At 50.3% G+C, this 25,593-nt stretch carries 26 protein-coding genes and 1 tRNA gene; 8 read left to right on the forward strand and 19 right to left on the reverse strand.

Going from position 1 to position 25,593, the window contains the following annotated elements; translation table 11 throughout:
- Positions 1-123: 123 nt before the first annotated feature.
- The 14 genes from KCG43_RS05340 to KCG43_RS05405 form a co-directional block, all read right to left on the reverse strand.
- Positions 124-282, reverse strand: coding sequence for a hypothetical protein (locus KCG43_RS05340; RefSeq protein WP_218383769.1), 159 nt, complete (start codon positions 280-282; stop codon positions 124-126).
- A 24-nt stretch (positions 283-306) separates the two neighbouring features.
- Positions 307-1,497, reverse strand: a complete 1,191-nt coding sequence (flgL, locus tag KCG43_RS05345; protein ID WP_192014692.1) for a flagellar hook-associated protein FlgL — start codon at positions 1,495-1,497, stop codon at positions 307-309.
- A gap of 14 nt (positions 1,498-1,511) precedes the next feature.
- Positions 1,512-3,395, reverse strand: a complete 1,884-nt coding sequence (gene flgK, locus KCG43_RS05350; RefSeq protein ID WP_218383771.1) for a flagellar hook-associated protein FlgK — start codon at positions 3,393-3,395, stop codon at positions 1,512-1,514.
- Positions 3,396-3,696: 301 nt separating this feature from the next.
- Positions 3,697-4,728: a flagellar assembly peptidoglycan hydrolase FlgJ gene (gene flgJ / locus KCG43_RS05355; protein ID WP_218383773.1), complete on the reverse strand. Its 1,032-nt coding sequence runs from the start codon at positions 4,726-4,728 to the stop codon at positions 3,697-3,699.
- 62 nt (positions 4,729-4,790) lie between these two features.
- A complete protein-coding gene (locus KCG43_RS05360; protein ID WP_272872717.1) occupies positions 4,791-5,888 on the reverse strand; it encodes a flagellar basal body P-ring protein FlgI in 1,098 nt (365 codons plus the stop codon).
- Positions 5,889-5,928: 40 nt separating this feature from the next.
- Positions 5,929-6,699, reverse strand: a complete 771-nt coding sequence (flgH, locus tag KCG43_RS05365; RefSeq protein WP_192014689.1) for a flagellar basal body L-ring protein FlgH — start codon at positions 6,697-6,699, stop codon at positions 5,929-5,931.
- Between the two features lie 18 nt (positions 6,700-6,717).
- A complete protein-coding gene (gene flgG / locus KCG43_RS05370; protein ID WP_027253919.1) occupies positions 6,718-7,506 on the reverse strand; it encodes a flagellar basal-body rod protein FlgG in 789 nt (262 codons plus the stop codon).
- Positions 7,507-7,524: 18 nt separating this feature from the next.
- Complete coding sequence (gene flgF / locus KCG43_RS05375) at positions 7,525-8,274, reverse strand: flagellar basal-body rod protein FlgF (RefSeq protein WP_192014688.1); 750 nt, start codon at positions 8,272-8,274, stop codon at positions 7,525-7,527.
- A gap of 231 nt (positions 8,275-8,505) precedes the next feature.
- On the reverse strand, positions 8,506-9,807 hold the full coding sequence (gene flgE, locus KCG43_RS05380) for a flagellar hook protein FlgE (protein ID WP_218383775.1): 1,302 nt from the start codon (positions 9,805-9,807) through the stop codon (positions 8,506-8,508).
- A 92-nt stretch (positions 9,808-9,899) separates the two neighbouring features.
- Positions 9,900-10,613, reverse strand: a complete 714-nt coding sequence (locus tag KCG43_RS05385) for a flagellar hook assembly protein FlgD (protein ID WP_192014686.1) — start codon at positions 10,611-10,613, stop codon at positions 9,900-9,902.
- Positions 10,614-10,631: 18 nt separating this feature from the next.
- Positions 10,632-11,048 carry a flagellar basal body rod protein FlgC gene (gene flgC / locus KCG43_RS05390; RefSeq protein WP_027253915.1) on the reverse strand — a complete coding sequence of 139 codons (417 nt, stop codon included), beginning with the start codon at positions 11,046-11,048 and terminating at the stop codon, positions 10,632-10,634.
- A 3-nt stretch (positions 11,049-11,051) separates the two neighbouring features.
- Positions 11,052-11,447: a flagellar basal body rod protein FlgB gene (flgB, locus tag KCG43_RS05395; protein WP_192014685.1), complete on the reverse strand. Its 396-nt coding sequence runs from the start codon at positions 11,445-11,447 to the stop codon at positions 11,052-11,054.
- Between the two features lie 215 nt (positions 11,448-11,662).
- Positions 11,663-12,493 (reverse strand): protein-glutamate O-methyltransferase CheR, encoded by an 831-nt coding sequence (locus KCG43_RS05400; RefSeq protein WP_192014684.1) that lies wholly within the window; start codon positions 12,491-12,493, stop codon positions 11,663-11,665.
- 19 nt (positions 12,494-12,512) lie between these two features.
- On the reverse strand, positions 12,513-13,430 hold the full coding sequence (locus KCG43_RS05405) for a chemotaxis protein CheV (protein WP_192014683.1): 918 nt from the start codon (positions 13,428-13,430) through the stop codon (positions 12,513-12,515).
- 138 nt (positions 13,431-13,568) lie between these two features.
- Here KCG43_RS05405 and flgA point away from each other — a divergent pair, with 138 nt between their 5' ends.
- The 4 genes from flgA to KCG43_RS05425 all read left to right on the forward strand — a co-directional run bounded on the left by flgA (position 13,569) and on the right by KCG43_RS05425 (position 16,064).
- Positions 13,569-14,276, forward strand: a complete 708-nt coding sequence (gene flgA, locus KCG43_RS05410) for a flagellar basal body P-ring formation chaperone FlgA (RefSeq protein WP_218383777.1) — start codon at positions 13,569-13,571, stop codon at positions 14,274-14,276.
- Positions 14,277-14,357: 81 nt separating this feature from the next.
- Positions 14,358-14,669 (forward strand): flagellar biosynthesis anti-sigma factor FlgM, encoded by a 312-nt coding sequence (flgM, locus tag KCG43_RS05415; protein WP_120510251.1) that lies wholly within the window; start codon positions 14,358-14,360, stop codon positions 14,667-14,669.
- A gap of 42 nt (positions 14,670-14,711) precedes the next feature.
- Positions 14,712-15,137: a flagella synthesis protein FlgN gene (locus KCG43_RS05420; protein ID WP_192014681.1), complete on the forward strand. Its 426-nt coding sequence runs from the start codon at positions 14,712-14,714 to the stop codon at positions 15,135-15,137.
- Positions 15,138-15,422: 285 nt separating this feature from the next.
- A complete protein-coding gene (locus KCG43_RS05425) occupies positions 15,423-16,064 on the forward strand; it encodes a trimeric intracellular cation channel family protein (protein ID WP_192014680.1) in 642 nt (213 codons plus the stop codon).
- Between the two features lie 63 nt (positions 16,065-16,127).
- Here the strand turns inward: KCG43_RS05425 and KCG43_RS05430 are convergent, their stop codons facing one another.
- Both KCG43_RS05430 and KCG43_RS05435 read right to left on the reverse strand, forming a co-directional pair.
- The gene (locus tag KCG43_RS05430) at positions 16,128-16,556 is read right to left on the reverse strand and encodes an LPP20 family lipoprotein (protein ID WP_120510248.1); all 429 of its coding nucleotides are present in this window, start codon (positions 16,554-16,556) and stop codon (positions 16,128-16,130) included.
- A gap of 8 nt (positions 16,557-16,564) precedes the next feature.
- Positions 16,565-17,200, reverse strand: coding sequence for a FlgO family outer membrane protein (locus tag KCG43_RS05435; RefSeq protein WP_192014678.1), 636 nt, complete (start codon positions 17,198-17,200; stop codon positions 16,565-16,567).
- 255 nt (positions 17,201-17,455) lie between these two features.
- Here KCG43_RS05435 and KCG43_RS05440 point away from each other — a divergent pair, with 255 nt between their 5' ends.
- The 3 genes from KCG43_RS05440 (at position 17,456) to KCG43_RS05450 (ending at position 19,178) form a co-directional block, all read left to right on the forward strand.
- Positions 17,456-18,598 (forward strand): flagella assembly protein FlgT, encoded by a 1,143-nt coding sequence (locus tag KCG43_RS05440; protein WP_192014677.1) that lies wholly within the window; start codon positions 17,456-17,458, stop codon positions 18,596-18,598.
- A 55-nt stretch (positions 18,599-18,653) separates the two neighbouring features.
- A tRNA-Arg gene (locus tag KCG43_RS05445) sits at positions 18,654-18,730 on the forward strand.
- A 274-nt stretch (positions 18,731-19,004) separates the two neighbouring features.
- Positions 19,005-19,178, forward strand: a complete 174-nt coding sequence (locus KCG43_RS05450) for a hypothetical protein (protein WP_162940893.1) — start codon at positions 19,005-19,007, stop codon at positions 19,176-19,178.
- 90 nt (positions 19,179-19,268) lie between these two features.
- On the opposite strand, the gene gltX is transcribed toward KCG43_RS05450, so the two are convergent.
- Positions 19,269-20,693: a glutamate--tRNA ligase gene (gene gltX, locus KCG43_RS05455; protein ID WP_218383779.1), complete on the reverse strand. Its 1,425-nt coding sequence runs from the start codon at positions 20,691-20,693 to the stop codon at positions 19,269-19,271.
- Positions 20,694-20,945: 252 nt separating this feature from the next.
- Between gltX and KCG43_RS05460 the strand changes: the two genes are divergently transcribed.
- On the forward strand, positions 20,946-21,584 hold the full coding sequence (locus KCG43_RS05460) for a DUF2057 domain-containing protein (protein WP_218383781.1): 639 nt from the start codon (positions 20,946-20,948) through the stop codon (positions 21,582-21,584).
- 236 nt (positions 21,585-21,820) lie between these two features.
- Here KCG43_RS05460 and KCG43_RS05465 read toward each other — a convergent pair whose 3' ends face one another.
- Positions 21,821-22,951 carry a porin gene (locus KCG43_RS05465; RefSeq protein WP_192014674.1) on the reverse strand — a complete coding sequence of 377 codons (1,131 nt, stop codon included), beginning with the start codon at positions 22,949-22,951 and terminating at the stop codon, positions 21,821-21,823.
- 566 nt (positions 22,952-23,517) lie between these two features.
- A complete protein-coding gene (ligA, locus tag KCG43_RS05470) occupies positions 23,518-25,530 on the reverse strand; it encodes an NAD-dependent DNA ligase LigA (RefSeq protein ID WP_192014673.1) in 2,013 nt (670 codons plus the stop codon).
- Positions 25,531-25,593 lie beyond the last annotated feature (63 nt).

Here is a 25,593-nt window from a genome sequence, read left to right on the forward strand (position 1 = left end):
CAGCTACCCGCAACGTCAACCCATCAGAGAGTGAAGCGGGACCAGCGTTAGTAAAAATGTCGTTAATGAAAATCACAATAATACTTTAGCAATTAATGTGCCATAAATAATAAGTCTTTATTTTCATGGCTTTGTACTATATTTCAGTGGCAATTGAAGCAAAGCGGCAAAGCCATGCCAGCTCATTGAACCGCTCTGCCGCCAAGCCTTGCCGCCCGGCAAGTTGACAGCGGCAAAGATAAAACAAAGCCCCTTACCTGAAATGCCGATAAAGGGGCTCATTAAACGGCCAGCCGAGACCGGAAGTTAGATATAGTTAAACAGGCTAAGGTTTTTAGTTTTCGCAAACGCCTGCTGGGAAGCCTGCAACGCCAGCATATTTTCATTGAGCTCCACCACGGCTTTGCCATAGTCCAGATCTTCCAGCGTACCGCGTGCTTTATTGATCACCAGCTTAAAGTCTTCATGCATATCGGCCTGACGATCCAGGGTCTGCAGCCGGGTGCCGACTTCTGATCGCGCCCGGTTAATATGCTTGAACGCCTGTGAAAACTCTTCTGCCACCTGGTGCAATTCAGCGGTTGCTGAGGCATCAGAAGGTGCGCGGGCAGAGACTTCAATTCCGCGTTTGAAAGAATCAAACAGACTGAAAGTATCCTGCCGGCTCAGGGTGATCTGATCACCGTCTGTCACTTCGCCTTCCAGCTGTACCGACAATGTCCCCCACTCGATTCCGCGTTTCGGATCGAAGGGCTGACTGTCAACCAGCAAACCATCCTGATAAAGATCGTAAACCGCCCCTGACCCCGTCTGCGTAAAATCAATGGTATAGCTGGCATTGTCTGAGTGGTTGTTATTCCGGGCATGCGACAGCAGCAACAGCGAACCAGACTGCAGATCGTAATCCGGCTGATAATCGCCATACGGGTTCTCGATGTTCATAAACAGCTTGTCGCCCGGATCATTCACAGGCACTTCGACGTTCGGCGACACTTTAGACATCCGCTGATAGCTGTCGCCGACATAACTGACATTGCCGTTGCCGTCACGGAAAAACGGCTGTTTGTCGTACTGATTGCCCGCAAAAACAAAGTTACCGGATTCATCCTGGGTATTGACTAAGTGGATAACGGAATCAAACAGCCCTCGCAAATCCTGCATGTGTGCGATTCGGTCATCATCTGACAACGAACCGTTCACCATAGACATGGTTTTGCGTTTGGCGTCATCGAGCAGGGTTTCCGCATCGGAAATCGCGGTTTCTTCACTGTTCAGGCGGTTACGTGCCAGAGTGATAGAGCGCAGCGACTGATCAATTTCCGTATTTTGCTGTGAAAAATTCTGCACATAGATAGAGGCAACCGGATCGTCCCCGGCGGTCAGCAATTGCTTGCCGGACGCCAGTTGTTCCTGGTTATCCGCGACTTTCACTTGTTGGCGGTTCATATCATTCGCCACGGACTGATAGTTATGAAAGCTGGCAATTCGGCTAATCATACGGCTTTAACTCCTTATCGCGCGGCATTAAGCAAAGTATTAAAGGTTTCGTTCGCCACCGTCATAATGCGGGACGATGCCATGTAGGCCTGCTGGAACTTCATCATGTTTGCGGCTTCTTCATCCATGTTGACGCCGGATATTTCAGCCACACGGCTCTCTGCAGCTTCTTTTTCCTGACGACCCACTTCTTTCAGACGTGCGGCCGATGCGCGCTGCACACCCATTTCGGTGTTCAGCCCCTCATAGACGTCGATCACGCTGGATCGGCCTTTATTCATGAGCTTCATATCCTGAAGATCCTGCATTTTGATCAGGTTCCCGTTATCGCCGGTGGCCGCATTCAGGTTAACGGCAAAGACGTCACCGCCTGCCGCACCATTACTCAGAGTGAACCCGGTGCCGCCGACCACCACCTGCCCGCTTGGCGGATAAGGCTGCGGAGCCTGCAGCACATTGCCCTGCATATCCAGCACCGCAAACTGCGAGGAGTCGGGTGATACCGCAACCTGGAATTCACGTAACGGGCCGGGAGATGTAATAGCAAACTCGGCTTTTCCCTGCGCCTGCGTTGCAGAGCTGAGATAACTCTGCGCCGCAATTTTTGCCGGATCTGTCATTTCAGCCTGCACGTCTCTGGCCGCATTGCGGGTAGGCCGCAGCAGGATTTTTTCGCCGCTGGCAATCGGAGCGGCAATTTCTATCCGCACGCCATCAACATCGAAACTCGGCGGCAGGCCACTCGGAATGACGGACTGCGAAGAACCATCCGGCATTTTCAGCGTATGCTGACTGCCGTTGAATCCCAGCTCGTACTCACCGGCCTGCAACTTGCTGAGATCCTGTATATACACCTTCACCTGCGCACTTGAGCCCTGGGGGATCAGCGCGCGGGAGGCGGCAACCTCAGAGGCATTGACATCGGTAAACATGGCTTCACCCACCTGACCGTTCAGATCCAGCCCCTGTGACTGAAGCTGATTCACCGACTCGGTGAAACCTATGGTCATTTTGCCCAGCTCATCCATCACCTGTGGCAAGGTTTTGTCACGGTATTCAAACAGTGACGCCAATTTGCCGCCAACATCGTCCGAGCTTATGGCTTTCAGGGATTTACCTGCCACCACTGCCAGTTGGGTCTGTTGCGGATCCGGCTCGCCATTGATCATTTGCAGCTCGCTGGAATGGGTCCCGGACACCAGGGTATGACCACTGCCAATCAGTACGTTGAAGGTTTCAGCGTTCTTGCGCGTAACCGTGACTTTGGTGTAGGTCGACAGCTCATTGATTAACTGCTGATGTCTGTCCATCAGGTCGTTATCTGCGCCGCCGGCCGGGGTTTTCAGCAAAGCCTGATGGATTTCCACCAGCTCGCGGCCAATGTCATTCACCCTGTGCAGGGTTTTTGCCAGTACGTCATTGGTGACGTCTTTCTGTTCGGCCAGAACCCGGTGGGTGTCATTCAAACCGGCCGCAACCATTTTGGCTTTTTCCAGCACCACTTTGCGGGTGCCCAGATCATTGGGGCTGTCAGCCATTGCTTTGACGGCGTCGTACCACTGGTTCATATCCTGCGGCACCTGACTGGCACTGTTTGCCAGCAGCTTATCGAGCCGCTCCAGCTGGCCGTCGCGCTCAGTGGCGTAACTGTGATTGGTCGTGGTGAGGTTCAGCTCGTTAGTGGCAAACTGATCATAACCGCGGCGAACTTCTGCCGCGTGTACGCCCGTGCCGTAGTTATTGCCGCCCCACCACAGGGGATCGTTGGTCTGCTGCACCACAGACTGGCGGCTGTAACCATCCGTATTGACGTTGTTGATGTTATGGCTGGTGGTATTCAGCTGCCTTTGCGCTGTTAACACACCTTGAGAGCCCAAACTGAGCAAATCGAACGCCATTGCGCCTCCAGAAAACCTCGGGGGAGTTACTTTACTGGAGATTAATAAGCAAAAATCATTCCAACATTTATGTTTTTATTTTTCATGTAGTTACAAAGACAGGTAGCCTGAAATGGGCAATTCGTTGCCGGAAAGGGGGAGCAGGAAGTTTTGCTGGAAAACCGCTGGCGACATCGGCTCGGCACATCGCTGACATGCCGTGATCTGAGAATTCCGCCTGCGTGGGAATAACACTAAATCAATGAATTTTAGTGACATTTATCATCCCCGCTCGGCGGGGATCCAGTGACTTTAATGACACTTATTTCATCAGCTTTTTCACTGACTCCATCACATTGATGATTTTATCAGCGTATTTCGGATCGGTCGCGTAACCGGCCTGATGCAGGTTACGGATAAAACGGCGCGGATCTTGCGGCGAGGCCAGTGCCTCTGAATAACGCGGGTTGTCGTTCAGAAAACGGACATAGTCGTTGAAGCTGTCTTCATAACTATTGTAAGAGCGAAATGCCGCCCGCTCCTGAACCGGAATGCCGTCATGGTATTCCAGCGTCTGAGTGGCCACTTTATTGCCGGCCCAGCGTGGGTCCGCTTTGATGTTGAACAGATTATTACTGTCGCCTGCCGCATTTTTAACCACTTTTTTACCCCAGCCGGTTTCCAGTGCCGCCTGCGCAATCAGCACTGCCGGATCGGTGCCCAGCATGCCTGCCGCTTTTTCAGCAAACGGACGCATGCGGGTCACGAAATCTTCCGGCGAAGAAAACGGTTTTTCCTGCGGCTGGCGCAGTGGCGAACGAACAAGCTCGGCTGGCGTAGTGGCAGAAGCTGCTGGTATCGCCGCTTGATCCGGCGCGGACGCAATCTTATCTTTAGCCGCCGTGTCTATAGCTGTTGTATCTTTGGCAGCGAAGACTTTAGCAAGCACATCATCGGCAGACACCTGACGCGACTGCTGAATGGCTTCGAAACCGGCGGCTTTTTCTTGCGCCGCTTTCGCCTGCTCTTCCGGTGTTGCCGGTGGCTGCTCTAATGCGCTGAGCTGTTCTACGATCAGATCAGCCAGACCAAGCGAACCGCGGGCGCTGAGTTCACTGGACATTTGCTCGTCGCGCATTTCTTCAAAAAACTTGGTGTTTGAGCTGCTCATCAGATCAGACTCAAAGGCTTCATTGGCCTGACGCATCGATTTAAACAGCATTTGAGTGAACAGGGCTTCAAACTGCTCTGCTGCTGCTCTCAAAGATTCCGTATCCCCTTTGCCTTTGATGCCAGCACGAAGTCTGTCAAGATTAGCAAGGTCGTTGACAAAGCCTGGGTCCGTCGGTTTCATCGTCAGTTATCTGCCTGTAATGGTCTTTCCATCAGCACCTTCACACAAGGTGCCAGCCATAATTAAATAATGATCAGCTGGCCTTCAATGGCACCAGCCTGTTTCAGTGCCTGCAGAATCGCCATCAGATCGGAAGGCGCAGCCCCCACCTGATTGACCGCGCGTACCAGCTCATCCAGGGTGATCCCCGGATTGAACTTAAACATCCGGGAGTCTTCTTCCGTCACTTCAATCTGAGAGTCAGGTACCACCACAGTTTCGCCGCCGGAGAATGGATTGGGCTGGCTGACAGTAGGATTTTCCCGGATCGACACTGTCATACCACCGTGGGTAATCGCTGCCGGTTTAAGCTTTACATGCTGCCCGACAACGATTGTCCCGGTACGGGAGTTCACGATAATTTTCGCCGCGCCTTCGGCCGGGTCGAATTCAAGATTTTCGATAGTCGACAGGAAAGCCACCCGCTGGCTCACATCTCGCGGCGCACGTACACGTACCGAAGTGGCATCAATGGGCGCGGCCATATCAGGGCCGAGAAACTGATTAATGGCATCTGACATACGTTGCGCTGTGGTGAAATCAGATTCAAACAGGTTAAAAGTCAGATGATCGCCGCGGCTGAACGGGTTAGGGACTTCCTGCTCGACAATCGCGCCGTTTGCAATGCGGCCGACCGTCGGGTTATTGCCCACCAGCTTAGAACCGTCCAGACCTTCGGCACTGAAGCCGCCAACCACCAGGCTGCCCTGCGCCACCGCATAGACTTTACCGTCCAGGCCGCGCAGGAAAGTTTGAATCAAGGTGCCGCCGCGCAGGCTTTTCGCCGAGCCGATAGAAGAAACAGTGATATCAATATGCTGACCTTGCTTGGTGAAAGGCGGCAAGGTCGCGCTGACAGCTACAGCGGCCACATTCTTGGTTTTGGGTTTGGTGCCTGCCGGCAACTGGATGCCGAAGTTTTGCAACATGGCATTGAAGCTCTGGTCGGTAAATGGCGTAGTTTCCCCGGTTCCCGGCAGACCAACAACCAGACCGTAACCTGACAACTGGTTACTCCGCACCCCGGCAACTTCAGAGACATCCTTAATTCGGGCGGCCTGCAAAGGGAAAGCCATCAACAGGGCGAGTCCTGCCCATAGCATTTGTCTGGTCACTGTCATACTCTCATCGTCGGGTGGCGGTTAAAGGGAAATACATGGCTTACAAACTGACGTTAAAGAACCGGGCCAGCCAGCCCTGCTCCTGCACATCCTGCCTGTCGCCGGTGCCGGAATACTGAATGCGGGCATTGGCAATCCGGGTCGATTCTATGGTGTTTTCCTGCGTGATGTCATCAGGACGAATCGTGCCGCTCAGCCGGATATACTCATCACCGCTGTTGAGTGTCAGCCACTTCTCGCCGCGCACCAGCAGATTACCGTTCGCCAATACGTCAACCACTTCGACTGAAATTGAGCCCTGGATGCTGTTGCTCTGGTCGGCTGAGGTACTGCCTGAAAAGGTATTGGAGTTATTGACATCGTAAGAGATGTCGCGATCGCCAATCGTCAGCGGCTTGCCGCCGAGTGTCAGGGGGTCCATGGTAAGATCTGTCGACTTGTCGAGATCGGTACTGGCACTTTTATTCGCTTTGTTTTTCTCAGCCAGCATCACGGTCACGATATCACCGATCCCGCGCGGACGGGTATCATCATACATATCCTGCGCCAGCGCCTGGCTGAACAAAGAACCGGTCGCCGTGGCGTAATGAGCCGGTTTATCCTGCGGGCGAACACTGCTCCAGGCCGGGTCGCCGGCCTGCGGATCATCACGACGACGTACAAGGTCAATCAAATCACCGCCCGATGAATCCTGATTCCCTTCTACGGCATCGACATTGGTCGTCGCCTGTGTCAGCTCATCCTGTTGTTCCGGCATCTGGACACAACCGGTCAGCGTCAGTATTAAAGCAGTCAACAACCAATTTTTCATCTTAGACCCCACTCTTAATTAAAGCTGCTGGTTCACATAGCTCAGCATCTGGTCAACGGTTGAAATCACTTTGGAGTTCATTTCGTACACGCGCTGAGCTTCAATCATATTGACCAGCTCTTCAGTCACGTTCACGTTGGACGTTTCCAGCATTGACTGGCGGATCTGGCCAAACCCTTCCAGACCTGGCACGCCTTCCTGCGGATCGCCGCTCGCACCGGTTGGCAGGAACAGGTTCTGACCGATAGGCTCCATACCGCCCGGGTTGATAAAATCGACCGTGGTCAGCTGGCCCAGTACCAGGCTTTCCTGCTGGTTACGGATACGGGCAGACACTTCACCGTCTGTACCGACAGTAATACTGACCGCATCTTCCGGCACGACAATTTCAGGCTGCAGCAAATAACCGCCACCTGAGGTCACCATCTGGCCTTCTTCATTGATAGTGAACTGACCATTCCGGGTGTAGCCTATGTTGCCGTCCGGCAGCAGGATCTGAAAGAAGCCATCGCCTTCAATCATCATGTCCATGGCGTTATTGGTGGTCTGGGTATTACCCTGAGTAAACACTTTTTGTGTTGCCACCACCTTTGAACCCGCCCCCAGCATCAGACCGGATGGCAAGGTCGTATCCTGAGTGGACTGACCGCCAGGCTGGTTGATGTTCTGATAAAACAGATCCTCGAACACTGCGCGGCTCTTTTTGAAGCCTATGGTCGAGGCGTTAGCCAGGTTATTCGAAATGGTCGAGATGTTTGTTTGCTGAGCGTCAAGACCGGTTTTACTGACCCATAATGCTGGATGCATGTGTTATTCCTTTCCTAATTAGCCCAAACGCAGCAGAGACGAGGACGCCTGGTCCATTTCCTCTGCGGTTTTCATTAACTTAACTTGCATTTCAAAATGACGCTGAAGATCTATCATGCTGGTCATTTCACCCACGGCATTCACGTTACTGCCCTCTAGCGCACCGCTCAGCAGAGTCACCTCAGCATCGGCATCAAATATCTGCGCGGGCACTTTGGATTTGAACAGGCCATCAACGTCTTTAAAAACTTCACTGTTGTCCGGCTTCACCATTTTAATGCGATCAACCACTTCCATCGCATCGGCCGGTGCGCCCTGAGGACGGACCGAAACAGTGCCATCCTTACCGATTTCAATTTTGCTGATTGGCAGAGGAATAAAAATCGGGCCGCCATTTTCACCGACCATCAGGCTGCCATTGCTGTTTTGCAGCAAGCCTGTCTGATCGATTTTCAGGTGACCGGCACGGGTATAGGCTTCCTGGCCGCTGGCATCCAATACCGCCAGCCAGCCGTTACCTTCTACGGCAACATCCAGATCCCGGCCTGTTGTCATCACTGCCCCCTGGGCAAAATCCTGCCCCGGTCTCTCTGTCATGGAAAACACACGGGACGGCATGCCTTCGCCAAACGCCTGCATACTCCGCGCCTGCTCTAAATCAGCGCGAAAGCCAGTCGTACGAACGTTAGCCAGGTTGTTGGCATGAAGCTGCAAGCCATACATATCTTGTTTAGCGCCGCTCATTGCCAGGTACAGTGCACGATCCATTTCGAGTCTCCCAATCAGTACTGCAGCTATAGAAGCAATATACGTACCACATTGGTAAATGGCTGAAAAACAGTCATGAAACAGCGAAAGATCAGGTAATTAGTGAGAGATGCTTGCCATAACGCAGATGGGAAACCAGCGAGGTGCCAAAGAAATGGCATCTGAAAGACAGGTGTCGGACAAACATTGCCGCCATCAGAGGCTCAGGCGGCAATGTCAGACGAGATGAGATTAACGAATTTGCAGTATGGTCTGCTGGAGACTGTTGTCCACTTCCAGGGCACGGGAGTTGGCCTGGAAATTACGCTGCGCGGTGATCAAATCCACCAGTTCCTGAGTCATGTCAATGTTTGACTGCTCCAGCGTACCGCTTTTCACCGAACCAAACGCACCGAAGGTCGCCTCCCCCCAAACAGCAGCACCCGACTCCTGGCTTACCGCCCATTGAGTACCGCCCTTGGACAGCAACCCCTGCTCGTTCGGAACACGAACCATACCGACACGGCCTAGGGTAATGTTTTCCCCGTTACTATAGGTTGCCACAATAGAGCCTTTGGCATCGACATCCACTTTGGCCAGATAACCTGTGGTGGCACCATTTTCACTGAACTTACGCACTTCAAACGGCGCCGCAAACTGAGTAGGGGCATCAAAGTTAAAGTTCAGCGTCTGTGAACCATCCGCACCGTTCATGCTCAGACCAGCTGCACTGAAAGCTTCAGAAATCATCGGGTTACCGCCATTTACCTGGGCGACTGTTCCGTCGAAGTTAAAATCAACCAGTGCGCCGGTATGTCCCGCGGCATTGGTTGCCTCACCGTCGGCAATGTCCAGCGGCTTCTCACCGTCGGCATCCGTCACGGTATAAAACGTCGCCCAGCGATTTGGCTGCGTATTGTCCTTCACATAATAACTGGTCATTTTGTATGGCTGACCTAAGGAGTCATACATGGTGACAGAAGTGGATTTGTTATAGGTATCCTGGTCTTCAAAGTTAAACTGATTGATGTCTTTCGGGTCACCGTTAGCAGGCAGGTTGACACCAATCTCGACCTGACTGGTGGCTTTCGGCTGACCAAATTGATCCGGCACTTTCAGCGCCTGTGGTTCATAAGAGACCACCTGATCCGTTTCCTGATCCACACCGTATCCCAATAAGAACTGATCTTCTGAGTTAACAATGTAATTATCTTTGTCCAGATGGAAAGCACCGTTACGGGTCAGGCTGTTATTGTTCGGCTCCAGACGCTGGTCTGATACGGCAAAAAAGCCGGTACCGGAAATACGCAAATCCATCGGGTTGTTGGTATAAATACTGGAACCTTCATGAAACTGCTGAGCAACCACAGAATTCTGGACACCACCACCTGTAGTAGTTTTGGTGTTGGAAAAAATAGAGTTTGAATACACATCACCAAATTCGGCCCGCGACTCTTTAAAGCCGTAGGTATTGGCGTTGGCAATGTTGTTACTTGTGGTGTTCAAATCTTTCTGGGCGGCGCCCAGTCCACTCAGTGCGACATTAAAGCCCATAGGTGACTCTCCTGAATTCTGTGTACAGCGTACTTATTGTTCACCAGCCACACCTTATTGATGTCGCTGGTGATTTATTAATGCGTCCGGCGTTATGCCTTGCCGACTTCCAGCACTTCAGCCAGCTTAATCGGGGACTCAAATCCAGCCAGATTCAGCATGACATTACCGTCACCATTGCCCAGCAGCACGCTGTTCACGTTGGCGTAAGTCGAAACGTCAAATTCTGAGTTCTTGCCGTCGGCCAGTCCGCTGACTTTCAGCTGATACTTACCGGCAGGCAACATATTGCCGCGGTCATCTTTACCGTCCCATGCCACGCGATGATCACCGGCAGGCTTAGAGCCTAAATCAAAGCTGCGTACCAGCTCGCCTGTCGCATTTTCAACCCGAACAATCAGGTTATTAAGCGATTGCGGCAACTTAACCATTCCCGCGACACCACCTTCGGCAGATTTCGAACCGGTTGGATTCGGAACAAGCACATCGCGGCCGACCAGAGAAGATGCCTGCAGGGCCTGATTGGATGTCATGGCAGCATTCAGGCCACCAAACTGTTCGTTCATCTTACTGATGCCGTCAACTGTGGCAAACGACGCCATCTGCGCAATCATCTGATCATTACCAACAGGTTTGAACGGATCTTGCTGCGACATCTGCTTGGTCAGCAATGACAGAAAATCTTCCTGCTTAAGCTCTTGTTGTCCAGTTACTTTCTGCTCAGACTGCAGTTTTTTCTCCTGCATGCTCTTAAGCTGGTCAATATAGGACAAAGGGCTTTGACCTGTGCCTTTAATACCGGTCATGTCAGTTACTCCCTACCCTTATTTGCCCATCTGCAGTGTTCGCATCAGCATCTGCTTACTGGCATCTGCGACCTGAACATTGCTTTGATAGGAACGTGAAGCCGAGATCATGTTCGCCATCTCTTCCATCACGTTAACGTTCGGTTTATAGATATAGCCTTCGGCATTGGCCAAAGGGTGTGCCGGGTTATATTCCGCCGTCAAAGGCTTCTGGCTTTCGACAATGGCTTTCACCCTTACAGGAACACTTTCTTCACGCTGGTAGCTGGCACTTTGCAGCGCCGCCTCGAACACAGGGTGACGCGCCTTGTACGTTTGTGCCGCAGAGCTGCTGACGGTGTTGGCATTCGCCATGTTACTGGCCGTGGTGTTCAGACGTACGGATTCCGCACTCATTGCCGAACCGGTGACATTAAAAACGTTAAACAAACTCATTTATTAATCCCCTTTTAATGCCTTGCTCAGATTACTGAATTTCGAGCCCAGAAAATCCAGCGATGCCTGATACTCCAGCGCGTTTTGCATAAACAGGTTTTGCTCCAACTGAGCATCGACCGTGTTGCCATCACCGGTATCCGGCTGATCGGGCACACGGTACTTCTGTTCACCCATGACTTTGGTGGAGGCAGCAATATGCCGCTCATTGGTACGGCTGAGGCCAACTTTTGCCTCTGATGTTGCCGCATTCAGCGCGCGCTGAAAGTCCATGTCTTTTGCTTTATAACCGGGTGTATTGGCGTTAGCGATGTTACTGGCAAGGGTTTCAGCCCTTTTACCCCTGACACCAACTGTGTATTGGTGCACACCTAATGCTTTATCAAAAGAAATGGCCATCGTCTGCCTCCTGAATCACTTACTGATTTATCTGCAAAGGGCGTGCCAATATTGAAAATGGTGTGATAGCGGAACGAAAGGAGGCGATGCCGGCAGTCTTGCGGGGGCAAAGCACAAATGCAGGGATGCAAAAAAGGGTCCATTACGGACCCCTCTGTTCTAATACTTCTGTTCTCATGCATCAGTTCTAATGCGTCGGCTCGACTACGACGGAATCACTTCAGCTTGTAGATAATACCCGGGTTACAGCGGATCATCTCAAACCTGTCAGTCAGTCCGGTCAGAGACTCAGATGCGCCCAGCAGCAGGTAACCGCCTGGGTTCAGGCTGGCCGCCATTTGATTGAGCACTTTCGCTTTCATCTCTGGCGCAAAATAAATCAGGACATTGCGGCAGAAAATCACATCAAACTTACCGAGCAACGCGTAGCTGTCTTTCAGGTTTTGCGGACGAAAATTTACCATCTGCTTTACCTTGCTGCCAATTCGCATCCGCCCGTCGCCAATCGGTTCGAAAAACGCTTGCCGGCGCTCCGGGGACAGGCCACGGCCTAACGCCAGAGCGTCATACACACCCGTCCGGCACATATCCAGCATGGTTTGCGAAATATCTGTGGCAGTCACCTGAATGCCCAGTGGCAACATACCAGGGCGGCGCTGCTGTGTTTCCAGTACTGTCATGGCAATGGAGTATGGCTCCTGGCCTGAAGAGCTTGCGGAAGACCAGATGCGTATCGGCCGCTTATTCGTGGCCAGTTCCGGCAGGATCTTGTCGGCCAGTACAGTATACGGATAGGTATCCCTGAACCACAGTGTCTCATTCGTTGTCATGGCATCAACTGCCGCGACCCGTAATTCACGGTTACGGCCACTGATCACAATCTGCAACAATTCAGAGAGCGACGCCAGACCAAAGCGGTTGACCAAAGGACTCAGGCGACTCCGAACCAGATACTGCTTGCTGTCGCCAAGAATGATACCGCATTGACCTTCCAAGAAACGGCAAAAATCTCGATATTCCTGGTCTTTAATTGTTATGGCTGTCATCTACTACTCTAACGTTAGTTTATTCAGGCATGGCCGCTTTAACTGCTGCGCCAAGTTCATCAGGATTAAACTTGGGAATAAACGCATTAGCACCGACTCTGTCTACCATGGCCTGATTAAATACCCCACTCAACGAGGTGTGCAGGATAACATGTAAATCTTTTAGTTTGGCATCATTTCTGATGGCCGCCGTCAGGGTATAACCGTCCATTTCAGGCATTTCGATATCAGAAATCACTAAATCAAGCTGATTATAGATACTATCTTCTGTTGCCATTTCACGGAGCTTGTTGAGGGCTTCTTTACCATCCTTCACCAGAATGCACTCGCAACCGATTGATTCAATTGCCCTTTGCACCTGTTTACGCGCCACACTGGAGTCATCAGCCACCAGTACGCGGCGAGTGACCGGATTGTCACGAATCATCTCATCCCGCAATGTCTGTGACACTTCCGTGTGCCTTGGTGAAATTTCATCCAGGATTTTTTCCACATCCAGAATTTCGACCAATTCACCATCAATTTCTGTCACCGCGGTCAGGTAGTTACCACTGCCTGCACCTTTAGGAGGCGGAAGAATGTCTTCCCAGTTCATATTAATGATTCGCTCAACAGCAGACACCAAAAAACCCTGCACAGAGCGATTAAACTCGGAGATGATCACAAAACAATTTTCTGTGCTCTCAATCGGACGTCCGCCAGTTGCCAGGCTCATGTCAATCACAGAAATGGTCTGACCACGAATATGGGCTATCCCTTTCACCAGCGGATGAAGATTCGGCATGGCTGTGAGCTTAGGGCACTGCAGTACCTCTTTGACCTTGAAGACATTAATGCCGTAGCGCTGGCGGCGGTTCAGCTTGAAGGTCAGCAACTCGAGACGGTTTTGTCCCACAAGCTGAGTGCGCTGGTTCACAGAATCCAATATCCCCGACATATAACGTGACTCCAAAGTTGTCGAAATGAATTGTTGTAAAAATAGACAATCTTGAAGGATCAACGGGTAATCCGAGTCAAAATCCCCTATCATGGGGCAATTGTAGCCCCAGAAAGCGACATAAAAAGAGCGAAAAGCGTGACAGGAAGAACACAATTTACACTCTGTTTAATCTTTATCGGCATACTGTGCGGTTTCTTAAGCATGAATGCAATTGCTGCTAGCGATAATATGCTCAGTAATGTGCGCGAGGCAGCAGCGGATCACATCAGAAGCCTGGTGGACAAACCAGAGCGCGGAGAATTGGACATTACAGCCTCCGAGCTGGATAACCGGTTACGCATTGGTGATTGCCAAGACGCACTTGATACGTCTGTGCCGGGTAAGCAGTCTCTGACCGGCAATGTCACCGTTCTGGTCAGCTGCCCTTCAACAAATTGGCAGGTTTACGTACCGGTGCAGGTTTCCCTCTTGCTGCCCAGAGTCGTTGCCGCAAGACCACTGGCCCGCGGCGCAGTCATTGCCGACTCAGACTTGCAGGTACGTCAGGTTGAGAGTCGTTATCAGAGAGGCATAGTGTTCGAATACCCTGAGCAAATCATCGGCTCGACAGTAAAACGTAATATCAACCTGGGTGAGGCCGTACTGGGTAATGATATCTGCCTGGTATGCCGTAACGATTCCGTGCTGATCAGAGCAGGCCAGAGTGGCCTGAACATAGTAACTAAGGGGACAGCGCTGTCCGATGGCTCTCTGGGTGAAGACATACGGGTGCAGAACAATAAGTCACGCCGCATTATCAATGCGACCATTACCGCAGTTGGTGAAGTCACAGTGAAGTACTGAACGAAAAAAATGCTAAAGTTAGTCATAGCCTTGCCGATAGCAGGGCATCAACGATGAATATCTGTTAAAGGCAACACGATTATGGCAAGTATTGATTCCCTGCGTAGTGGTCAGCTGTTAAGCAACCTGCGCAACAGTAGCAGTACGAACAACACACAAGGCAGGACCGAGGCCAGAGAAGAGTCTGGTCACACGCCTCGGGATGCGGTCTCACTGAGCTCGCAGGCACGTGCGGTCGGGCAAATTCATCAGCAACTGGCTGCTGAACCGAGCTTTGATCGCAACAAGGTCGAGTCGATTAAAAATGCCATCAGCAATGGTTCCTACCAGGTTGATGCGGATCGACTGGCCAGCAATATGCTGCGATTTGAGGACGAATTACGCGGGCTCTGATATTATCCATAGCTTGCAGATTCAGCGCCGGAGTGCAGAAACATGTCGCCAACCATAGAACAATTACTTGCCCAGCAACATGCCACGCTTGAGGCTCTGTTACGCCTGCTAGAGCAGGAAAGGGCGTCAATTGTGAACCGTGAGGCTGGCGACATTACCCGGCATGCCAGTGACAAAAAATCACTGGTCGATAAAATCCAGCTTCAGGATCAGCAAATCGCCCGACATTCGCAAAGCAGTCAGTTGAAAGAAAATCCTGAGCTTACCCGTCAAGTGGAAGCCATCCAGGCGCTGGTTGACGAATGCCGAAGCCAGAACGAGATTAACGGTGCCGCTTTGCAGCGTGCGCAGCTCAGTTTCCACAAACTTAACAATCTGTTCCAGCAGAGCCTGGGTCATCACCAGACATACAACAAAGAAGGTGTTGCACAGAATCTGCGTTCCTTAGGCACGAACCTGAAAGCCTGAATCCCCCGCCCATTACCCGTCAGTTATTTGACACTGATGTGCTCTATGTCTGTCTCTGTGCAAAAACGTTATAAATCAAGGCCGAACTGGTAGCATTCAAACTGTTCACTCCCATCTCGTAGACACTCTCAGTCAGAATGGCTTGCAAGGCTATCTGTTTGGCATTCGGGTGTCAGAATTACGTCAGCTAATGAAACCACTCAAAAATTTCATTGGATATTGACTTGAATCACATTTACCATTGCGCCCAATACCTTATCCCTATTCACTAAGAGTCTGATTTTCATGCTATTAACCATTTTATATATTGTCGGGATCACCGCAGAAGCGATGACAGGCGCTCTGGCTGCCGGCAAGCGCCACATGGACTGGTTTGGTGTGATGCTGGTTGCCAGTGCAACAGCCATAGGCGGCGGGACGGTTCGGGACATACTCTTGGGTCATTATCCCCTGAACTGGATTGCCAACCCGCAGTATCTGCTTATCACGTGCCTGGCGGGGTTAGCCACCACCTGGATTGCGCCTCTGGTGGTTCGCTTTCATAAAATATTCGTTATTTTAGATGCATTAGGTCTGATCGTATTCAGCATCTTGGGCTGCCGGGTTGCCATGAATATGGGGCAACCTGTGATCATCTGTCTGGTTGCCGCCGTGGTAACGGGTGTATTTGGTGGTTTGCTTCGGGATCTGATCTGCCGTCGCACGCCATTAGTGCTTCACAAAGAGCTGTACGCTTCGGTCGCATTTATTGCTGCCGGACTCTACATGGCCCAGCTTCACTTTGGTGTGTCGGAGAACATTGCGATAGGGGTCACACTGGTGACAGGGTTTCTGCTGCGCCTTGCCGCGATTCGTTTCAGCTGGCAACTTCCCGTTTTTCGGATAGATGAGTCAGCAGACAAGCCGAAAGAAGAAGCAAAGAGTTAGAGACAAAGACAAGGCGGCAACCTGACTGGCATAAAGTTGCCGCCTTGCCTGACGAAAGCGTATTTAGAACATCACTTCCTGATTCGCAGGTACATGATAGACCTCACCCTGCTGCTTCATTCGCTCCATTTTATTTAAATCGAGCTGCATTTCAGTCACATAACTATCGCCTACCGGGTAGCTGCGGATCACTTCTGCTCCGCGAATCACGCCGTCCACCGCGCCATCGGTCTCTTCTGAATCAAGTTGCTGATCTGTCAGTCCCGTCCTGGCACTGATACGCATGCCATAGACCTGCTCGGTCAGCTCACGGTAAGCATCCACTTTCGAAGCCCGCATCGCACGAATGCGTTTTTCTTCAAGGGTTTGACCGCGTTGCTCGCTGATTGAAGCGTAGCCAACCGCAGTCAGCAAGTTGATATCGCGAAATTCTGTTAACGGCTGGCAACCAGACAGGGTAATCAGCAAAACAGCCATCCACCAAAACCGCATAGTGACTCCTAAGGTTTTAAAATAATTGAATTGTTCTCAAATTTTGTTGCTTCTGAGCGAATCAGAACACCGTTTTCCAGACGCATTTTATTGAGTGTATCCAAATCGCGTCCGATCCGGTCTTCCGGCAGGAATCCCTGGGCGCTGGCGATCACGACGCGGGAGCGCATACCAATCACACGTGCATTGATCAACACCCCGCCACCCTGGCGCAGCATTGTCCCGGTCAGTACATAGTCCACCGGTTGTTCAGCAGCCAGTTCCTTCCAGTTACGGCTCAGGGAAAAATCCCCTTCCGCTGTCACACGTATCGCACCGGTTGCCTTGTAATCCACCACAGTGTATCCCAATTGCTGCATGTGATACATGAAGCCTTCAGAAACGGCATTACCCAGCCAGTTTGTTTCATTCATCTGCTGCATATCAACAAATGAAGTCACGGCCAGCGGTGTTTTCGCTGTCAGGTACTGATTCGAATCGACCAACTGCTTGGTCAGACCTTCAATAAAAAAGTCCATGGTATGGCGAGGCGTTTCCGCCAGCAGAAAATTGCTGCCCGTATAGCTCTCTTTACCATTATAAATTGGTGAGTATGCACATGATGCTGTCAGCAGCGACAACAGCAAGATGGTCAATTTTTTCATTCTACCCTGCTCCGGAAGAAACGAGACAATGGCTTTTTATCGTCCGCTATCTCGAAAACTTTACGACTTTTCATTGCCTCGCTCCCAATTCGAAATTTTGGGAACACTCTTTGCATGCATCAGCTAGCGACTCAGGATGTTGGCACAGCAAAAAGCTGATAGGCTAATCAGCATGAATCCATGGTGATTCAACCTGAACGACACACAAAACTTAGCAATTATCGTACCGAAATCGCCCCCGAGATTGGAAAACCTATGAAAAAGACGCTCAGGAAAGCCCTTTGGGGTCTGGGAATGCTCACTGCTTTACCACTACAGGCCGCCTGGTTTGAAGTGACTGGCCAGGCTATCTTGCTGGAAAGTAAAACATCGGCCCGAACCAATGCGATTGAAGACGCTGTCTACCGCGCCATGTACTATTCAGGGGCTGATTTTTCCAGCTTTGCGCAAATGAAGCCTTACTTTCAGGAAGACAGGCAGGATTATCAGTTCAATGGCACCGAAGTTCGCCACGTGCAGATCAGCAAGGCGTTTACCAAGGACGGCAATTACTATGTCACCGCCAGGGTTGATATCTACCCGTCGGCAAAAAGTTGCCACAACATCCAGTACAAGAAAGGCCTGCTGATCAGTGATTTCTCGCTCAGTGTTCCTCAACAAGCGGCGCTGGGGGGCATTTACCAAATCGGCAAAGATTTTACCCAGTTACTTAAGCGGCAGATTGGTAAGCAATCGCAGAGCTTTGTTGTGACAGGCACCAGTGAGATCCCTCTCCAGCCAGGTAATCCCGACGCTATGATGATGCTGGCGGAAGATTATGATGCACAATATATTATCAGCGGACAGGTGACGGATCTGACCTCCACGCTTGATCAAAGCCTGCTATCTGATGACAAAATTAACAGACAGTTTTCCGTAGAAACCATGGTGATCAACGGCAAAACGGGGGAAATTCTGTCCCAGCGGAAATACCGGGAAGTAGCAGAATGGCCGTTTTCCCGCATCAGCCAGGTAGATACTCAAAGCGCCCGCTTCTGGGTATCACCTTATGGTGCTGCGCTGCAACGTTTAAGCCGGAATATCATGCTGGACATGGAATCGTCTCTGGCCTGCCGGGCCAGTCTGCCTGAAGTCATTAATGCACATGGCAATCAGGTACAGATCAATGTCGGCAGAGTCCATGGCGTAAAACAGGGTGATGAATTAAAGCTCTGGCATACCGCCGGGTTCATCGACCAGTACGGTATTTCCCGTAACCGGATGGTTGAAACCAGCATGACGCTGGTTGTCGACCGCGTCTATGAAACTTCCGCGGAAGGCAGTGTGCAACAAAGCGATTTAGCTGCCAGTATCCAACCTGGCGATTTACTGACCAAGCAACCAGATCGCAGATACTAATTACTTAATAATTCATCACTTTTGGGTATAATGGCCTTTCTGCATTTTCAGAAAGGCTCCCTTAGCTCAGCAGGATAGAGCGTCCCCCTCCTAAGGGGAAGGCCGCAGGTTCGACTCCTGCAGGGAGCGCCATTCCCCAAACGTTACACGCTTCTACTCTCTTCTTTGCTTCCTTCTGTCTCACTGATGAGATAAGACACGGCTTTTTCCTGCTCAAAGTGAAATTATTCACCGCTCGGCCACTCTATTTGCATGACAAGATTCTGACTCTTTTTAATAATTGAAAAATATGATCTTGTTCTAGTCTAATAGTGATAAAGACCAAGTGATAAAAGAAAACCAGAGAATATGTCCATAACATTCTCTTTTCACCTATCACTTTGTGCCGCCACAAAAGGAGAGAGCTATGAAAAAGTTCGCAATGTTCGTAACAGCCGCACTGATGGCGTTAAGCTTTAATGCGTTGGCTTATACATTGTCCGGAACACCAACTCAAATCCCACAAGATGCCATGCAATACTGTGCTGGCGCACAAAACTTTTGGGTTTGCGTAGATACATTTGAAAGACAAAACAAATAGCGCTCCACCCAAAGAAAAAGCGGAGGCACTGGCCTCCGCTTTTCATCTTCAAAACTTTATCTGTACTCAGCCACTCAATGACAGTGGTGATTAAGCATTCGCTTCGCGCTGTGCGATATAGTCGAGAGCCATTTGAATACGTGAAACAACACGCTCTTTACCGATCAAATGCATTACAGCGTCCACCGATGGTGATTGTCCCTGACCCGTTACCGCTACACGCAGCGGCATGCCGACTTTGCCCATCCCCAGCTCCAGCTCCTCACAGGTTTGCTGAATCAGTTGATGTAATGCTTCAGTATTCCAGCTATCCAAGGCTTGCGCTTTGGCTTTCGCCAGTTCCAGTGCCTCTTTAGCCACCGGACGTAAGTGCTTTTTCGCCGCGGCTTCATCAAATGCGGAGAAATCCTGATAGAAATAGCGAGACTGAGCAGCAAGCTCAACCAGGGTATCGCAACGCTCAGCCAGCAGTTGAATCACGTCTGTAACAGCCGGGCCATTACTGGTAGCAATAGCCTGATGGTCCAGGTGCCATTGCAGATGCTTAGCCACGTATTCAGGCTCGCAGGTTTTGATGTAATGATTATTCAGCCAGCGAAGTTTGTCTGTGTTAAATGCAGATGCAGACTTGCTGATGTCGTCCAGACTGAAAAACTCAATCATTTCTTCCTGAGAGAAAATTTCCTGATCGCCATGTGACCATCCCAGCCGAACCAGATAGTTTAGCAACGCTTCAGGCAGATAACCGTCATCACGGTATTGCATCACGCTTACCGCACCATGACGCTTAGACAATTTGGCACCGTCATCACCCAGGATCATTGCACAATGTGCGAACTCAGGTACTGGCGCACCTAAGGCTTTGTAGATGTTGATCTGACGAGGCGTATTGTTGATATGATCTTCGCCACGTACCACGTGCGTGATCTGCATATCCCAATCATCAACCACTACGCAGAAGTTATACGTCGGGCTGCCATCAGTTCGACGGATAATCAAATCATCCATTTCACTGTTGCTGATTTCGATACGACCACGGATATGATCATCAAAAACAACGCTTCCTTCTTTCGGATTACGGAAACGAATCACAAACGGAGAGTCTGCAGTTGCCGCCGCATTGGCTGCAATAATACGAGGGTGACTGGCATCGTAACGGGGCTTCAGACCAGCAGCCATTTGCTCTTCACGAATTTCATCCAACAGCTCTTTTGAGCAATAGCACTTATACGCTTTATCTTCAGCCAGCAGTTGATCAACCAGCTGGTTATAACGGTCAAAACGCTTGGTTTGATAATATGGACCTTCATCCCAGTTCAGGCCCAGCCACTCCATACCTTCCATGATCGCATCAATAGCTTCCTGGGTGGAACGTTCGATATCAGTATCTTCAATACGAAGTACAAATTCGCCACCAGTGTGTTTAGCGTATAGCCAGGAATACAGTGCCGTACGGGCACCGCCGACATGGAGGAAGCCTGTTGGACTTGGAGCAAAACGAGTTTTAACCGTCATGAAAAGACCTTCAATCTAAATGATTCAAACGATAAGTGAGCATTAGCGGCATTCTACCACTGACACGCCAATCCTCAACCTGCTATTCAGGCAAGAGATGAAAACCTGATGCAATCGAGCGTAGCGAGAGTGACCAGCTTCAGATTATACAAGTTTGCCAGTTTTACTGCTTTACCCCGCTCACAGCCTCAGTAAACTGTATTTTTACAAACCCTACTCAAAAACTCCCTTAGCGCTTGAGGAATGTGCCCAATGAAACTGAAAAAGTTACTCCTGTCATCTGCGCTGTTGGCTTTAGCTTCTCCGTCAATGGCGCAGGTAAATGTAGAACTGCCGAAAGGTGTCCATCTTCTGGTTGTCAATGGCCAGGATGCTGGTTATTCCTCACTTGGTTTTAATCATCAGCCTGTTTTGGAATTGCCTGACGGACAAAACCAGGTCGTTTTTCGCATTGGAAAAATTGTCATGGAATCGGGCAGTCTGAAGACAAAATACGACTCAGTCCCTATTGTTGCACTTTTTGAAGCCACTGATACCAAACTGGAACTTAAGGTTCCACGTATTGATACCCTGGCACAAGGCCAGCAATACGATAAATCGCCAAGCTTCGACATACTTGATAACGGCAAACCTATTAATGTTAAGTCGGATACGCTGTCCGTTGGGTTTGATATCTCACCAAATTACGTCACATTGACCAAAGAGTACAACCAAACCCAAAGTGTTGCTTCGTTACACAATGCGCCACAATCGCAGCCAGGTACAACCAATACAGCACAAGTGCCCAATCATCCTGATATCGATAACATGCTGAAATACTGGTTTGAACAAGCCAGCCCTGAGAGCAGAAAAGCATTTCTGAGCTGGGCAATCAGCAACATGGATAAATAAGCCTGATCCGCTGAAACGAAAAAAAATCACCGCCGCCATTGGCGGCGGTTTTGTGTTAGCAATAAAAAAAGCACCTTTAAAGGTGCTTTTGAAATCCCAGTCCAACGCTGACATTGCTTGCCTTAACATTGCTGTTTTAAACGGCTTATCTAAACAATGATTGCCCAACCCAGCTAAGCAAAAGGACCGGCCTTCAAGGCCGGCCAAAATGAAATAAGGCAGTAGCAGTTGAGCAATTAGAAGTAGTATTCTACTCCCCATCCCCAACCGAACTCAGCGTCTGAGTCGTCTTTCGAGATCATGTATGGACGAACATACGTCAGCGCAGAGTCATCCAGGAAGTACAGCGCCTGAGCAGAAACGATGTAATCTTCCGTACCTGAAACTGAGTTACCTTTAGCATCAGCTTCCAGGTTAGCGGCATAGTTGGCTTTAAACTGCCAGTTCGCCACACCGTTGTACACTGCACCAACAGAATAGCTGTTTTGGTCGATATCCAAATCAGTCACACTGATGTCAGTTCCATCAACAGTAAGGGTTGTATCTGCGTAATCGGCTTTTTCGTTTTTGAACGCACCGTACAGACCAAAATCACCCAGGTTCAGTTCGAAACCAAGCAGATAAGCATTGGTGTCAGAGAGTGTGTCACCTTCTACATCGGAATAAGTTGGTTTGTTACCTGGCTGCTGAGCTAAGTACGCATCATAGAATACGGAAGATGCACTTACTTTACGGTCGAAACCAGCTTCATAGCCAGCATGCAGAGTAAACATACCCGTTGAATAATGTGCACCAACGCCGTAGAAGTTAGAGTCTTTATTGCCTTCATCGCCACGACCAGCCGCTACGTTAAAGGTAAAGCCGCTGTAGTTGCCTGAGTCATAACGCACCATATTAGATTGACGATCGTAACGTGCACCGCCAACGACATCGCCGCCCCAGTCAAAAATAGCACCGGCACGCTGGCCTGAATACGGCCAGTCAATCATCTCATACAGAGGCGTCAGCATACGGCCCAAACGAACTTTACCGCCGTCATCAAAGCTCACACCCACGAAAGTATCACGCACACCCAGACCGGAGTTACCACCGTTATCACCGACGTCACCGCCTTCCAGCTGCCAGATCAAATTTGGACCGCGGGCCAGATCTTTTGAGCCACGCAGGCCGAAACGGGATTCGTTTTCAACTTTCAGCGGTGCATCACCACCACCGATTTTATCTTCGCCGAATTGCCATACAGAGACAGCAATCTGACCGTAAAGATCAACAGAGTCTGTTGCTGGTGCTGCTTGTGCTGATGCAGCCATAGTTGCAGCTGCTGCAACCGCAATTCCTAATACCGAACGCTTGAACACATTTTCCATGGAAAACTCCTAAAAAACTAGCTGTATACCTGCGTCAAAATGGTTGGCCGCCGTTGACGTCAGGTGATTCTCCCCAATATGTCAGTCAAACTTATAGTGAGTTTGCATTTCCATATTTTTGTTTGGTTGAGAACTTTATAAGTTCACAGCTAAGACTACTTTCGCAGCGCAAAACATCAATCAGAAGTTAATTTGTCGTTAAAAAAATATGATTCAGCGCAAATTTATCCAGTAACAGTGATCCTAGTCATGAAACTGCAATAACACCAATAAACCCAAACAATAACCGATAAATAACAACTACTTATAAAAACAACCATCTCATTAATGAGATCTTGATAGTAGTTTTATGCATGTTGCAACAATCGTTTCACATAAATGTAAGATCTTACTTCTTATGCCATTTTTGTTAAATTTCCATTAATTTATTCTGATATCGCTATTAAAATGCTTTTCATCCGATCATAAAAAACATGATTCGAAAAAAGTTATTCACCAAACCAATAAATAAAAAGCCTGTCTCAGTCAGACAGGCTTTCATCTATTTTCACAGCTTAAATAAACAATCAGGATCCGAGTCTGGCCAGCAGTTCCGCTTCATCCCAGATTTCAATGCCCAGCTCTTGTGCTTTGGTCAGCTTGGAACCTGCCGCTTCTCCCGCAACCAGCAAATCCGTTTTCTTGGAAACGCTGCCTGTAACCTTGGCACCAAGCGCCTCTAATGCCTCTTTGGCACCGGAACGGCTGAGCTGGGAAAGTGTGCCGGTCAGCACCACCACCTTTCCGGCAAGAGGCAGTTCCGCATCATCAGCCGGCTTTTCAATATCTGGCCAGTAAACCCCTTGGTTTAACAAGTCAGAGATCACAGCCCGATTATGCTCTTCCTGGAAAAAATTATGCGTGTGGGCAGCAACTATTGCCCCGACATCAGGCACTTCAACAAGTTGCTCCGGCGTGGCGGCCATTACGGCTTCCAATGTGAAGAAATGTTTTGCCAGATTTGCAGCGGTCGCTTCACCCACTTCCCGAATCCCCAGTGAGTACAGAAAACGAGGCAGGGTGGTCTGTTTTGCCTTCTGGAATGCATCAACCAGCTTCTGGGCTGACTTTGGCCCCATGCGCTCAAGACCTGTCAGTATCCCGGCAGACAGCTTAAATAAATCGGCTGGCGTTTCGACCATTTCTTTGTCGACCAGTTGCTCAATGACCTTAGTACCGCAGCCATCCACATCCAGCGCCTTGCGTGATACAAAATGCTTTAAGGCTTCTGTACGCTGAGCCTGGCAAATCAGACCGCCAGAGCAGCGTGTCACCGCCTCTCCTTCCACCCGCTCAAGTGCAGACTGGCAAACAGGACAGGTTTCCGGAAACACTATGGCCTGCGCATCATCAGGCCGGCGAGAGAGCACCACAGAGACGACTTGCGGAATGACATCGCCAGCACGGCGGATTACCACAGTATCGCCAATCATGACGCCCAGACGGGCAATTTCATCGGCATTGTGCAGCGTAGCGTTGCTCACTGTGACTCCACCAACCATGACAGGCTGCAATTTCGCCACAGGCGTAATTGCCCCGGTCCGGCCTACCTGGAACTCAACATTATTTAGCAGCGTCAGCTCTTCCTGTGCCGGGAACTTATACGCCACGGCCCATCTTGGCGCTCTGGCAACAAATCCCAGTTGCTGCTGATGACTGATACCATCAACCTTAATGACAACCCCGTCTATCTCATAACTCAGCGCCTGACGCTTTTCACCTATCCCCTGATAGAAGCCAATCACTTCACTCAGGTTATGCAGCAACCGTGTTTCAGGGCACATTGGCAGGCCCCACTCTTTTAACTGACATAAGCGCTCATACTGGCTGCCTGCCAGCTCCGTGCCTTCAACAACGCCAACTGAATAGGCATAAAAGCTCAAAGGCCGGGTCGCTGTGATGCGCGGATCCAGCTGGCGCAGGCTGCCTGCAGCCGCATTACGCGGATTCGCGAACACTTTCTCACCTTTTTTTGCTGCCCGGGCGTTCAGATCTTCAAAGCCTTTTTTCGGCATAAAGACTTCACCACGCACCTCTAGTCGCACCGGCCAGTCGCTGCCGCGTAATTTCAATGGAATGGCGCGAATGGTTTTAACATTGGCGGTAATGTTCTCGCCCGTGGTGCCATCGCCACGCGTAGCGGCCTGAACCAGTACGCCGTTTTCATACATCAGGCTGACGGCCAGGCCATCCAGTTTGGGTTCACAGCAATAAGACACTGCAGCTGTTGCTGCCAGACGCTCTCGGATTCGGCGGTCGAAGCTCTGCAATTCTTCGTCAGAAAATGCATTATCCAGCGACAGCATAGGCAATTCATGATTGATCTGGGTAAAAGCCGCCAAAGGCTCACCGCCAACACGCTGGCTGGGTGAGTCAGTCGTAATCAGTTCAGGATGCGCAGCTTCCAACGCCAGTAATTCTTGCATTAAACGATCATACTCAGCGTCCGGAACCTCAGGGTTATCCAGAACGTAATACCGGTAGCCATGATAAGCAAGCTGCTCACGCAGGGAGATCAGCCTGGCTTGGATGTCTGTCATTTTTCTTTTCCTACATCAATTCTTATCGCTATCACTAGCGGGTATCAGGACGGTATTGTTTGT

Source organism: Photobacterium sp. WH24 (assembly GCF_019204055.1).
GTDB lineage: Bacteria > Pseudomonadota > Gammaproteobacteria > Enterobacterales > Vibrionaceae > Photobacterium > Photobacterium arenosum.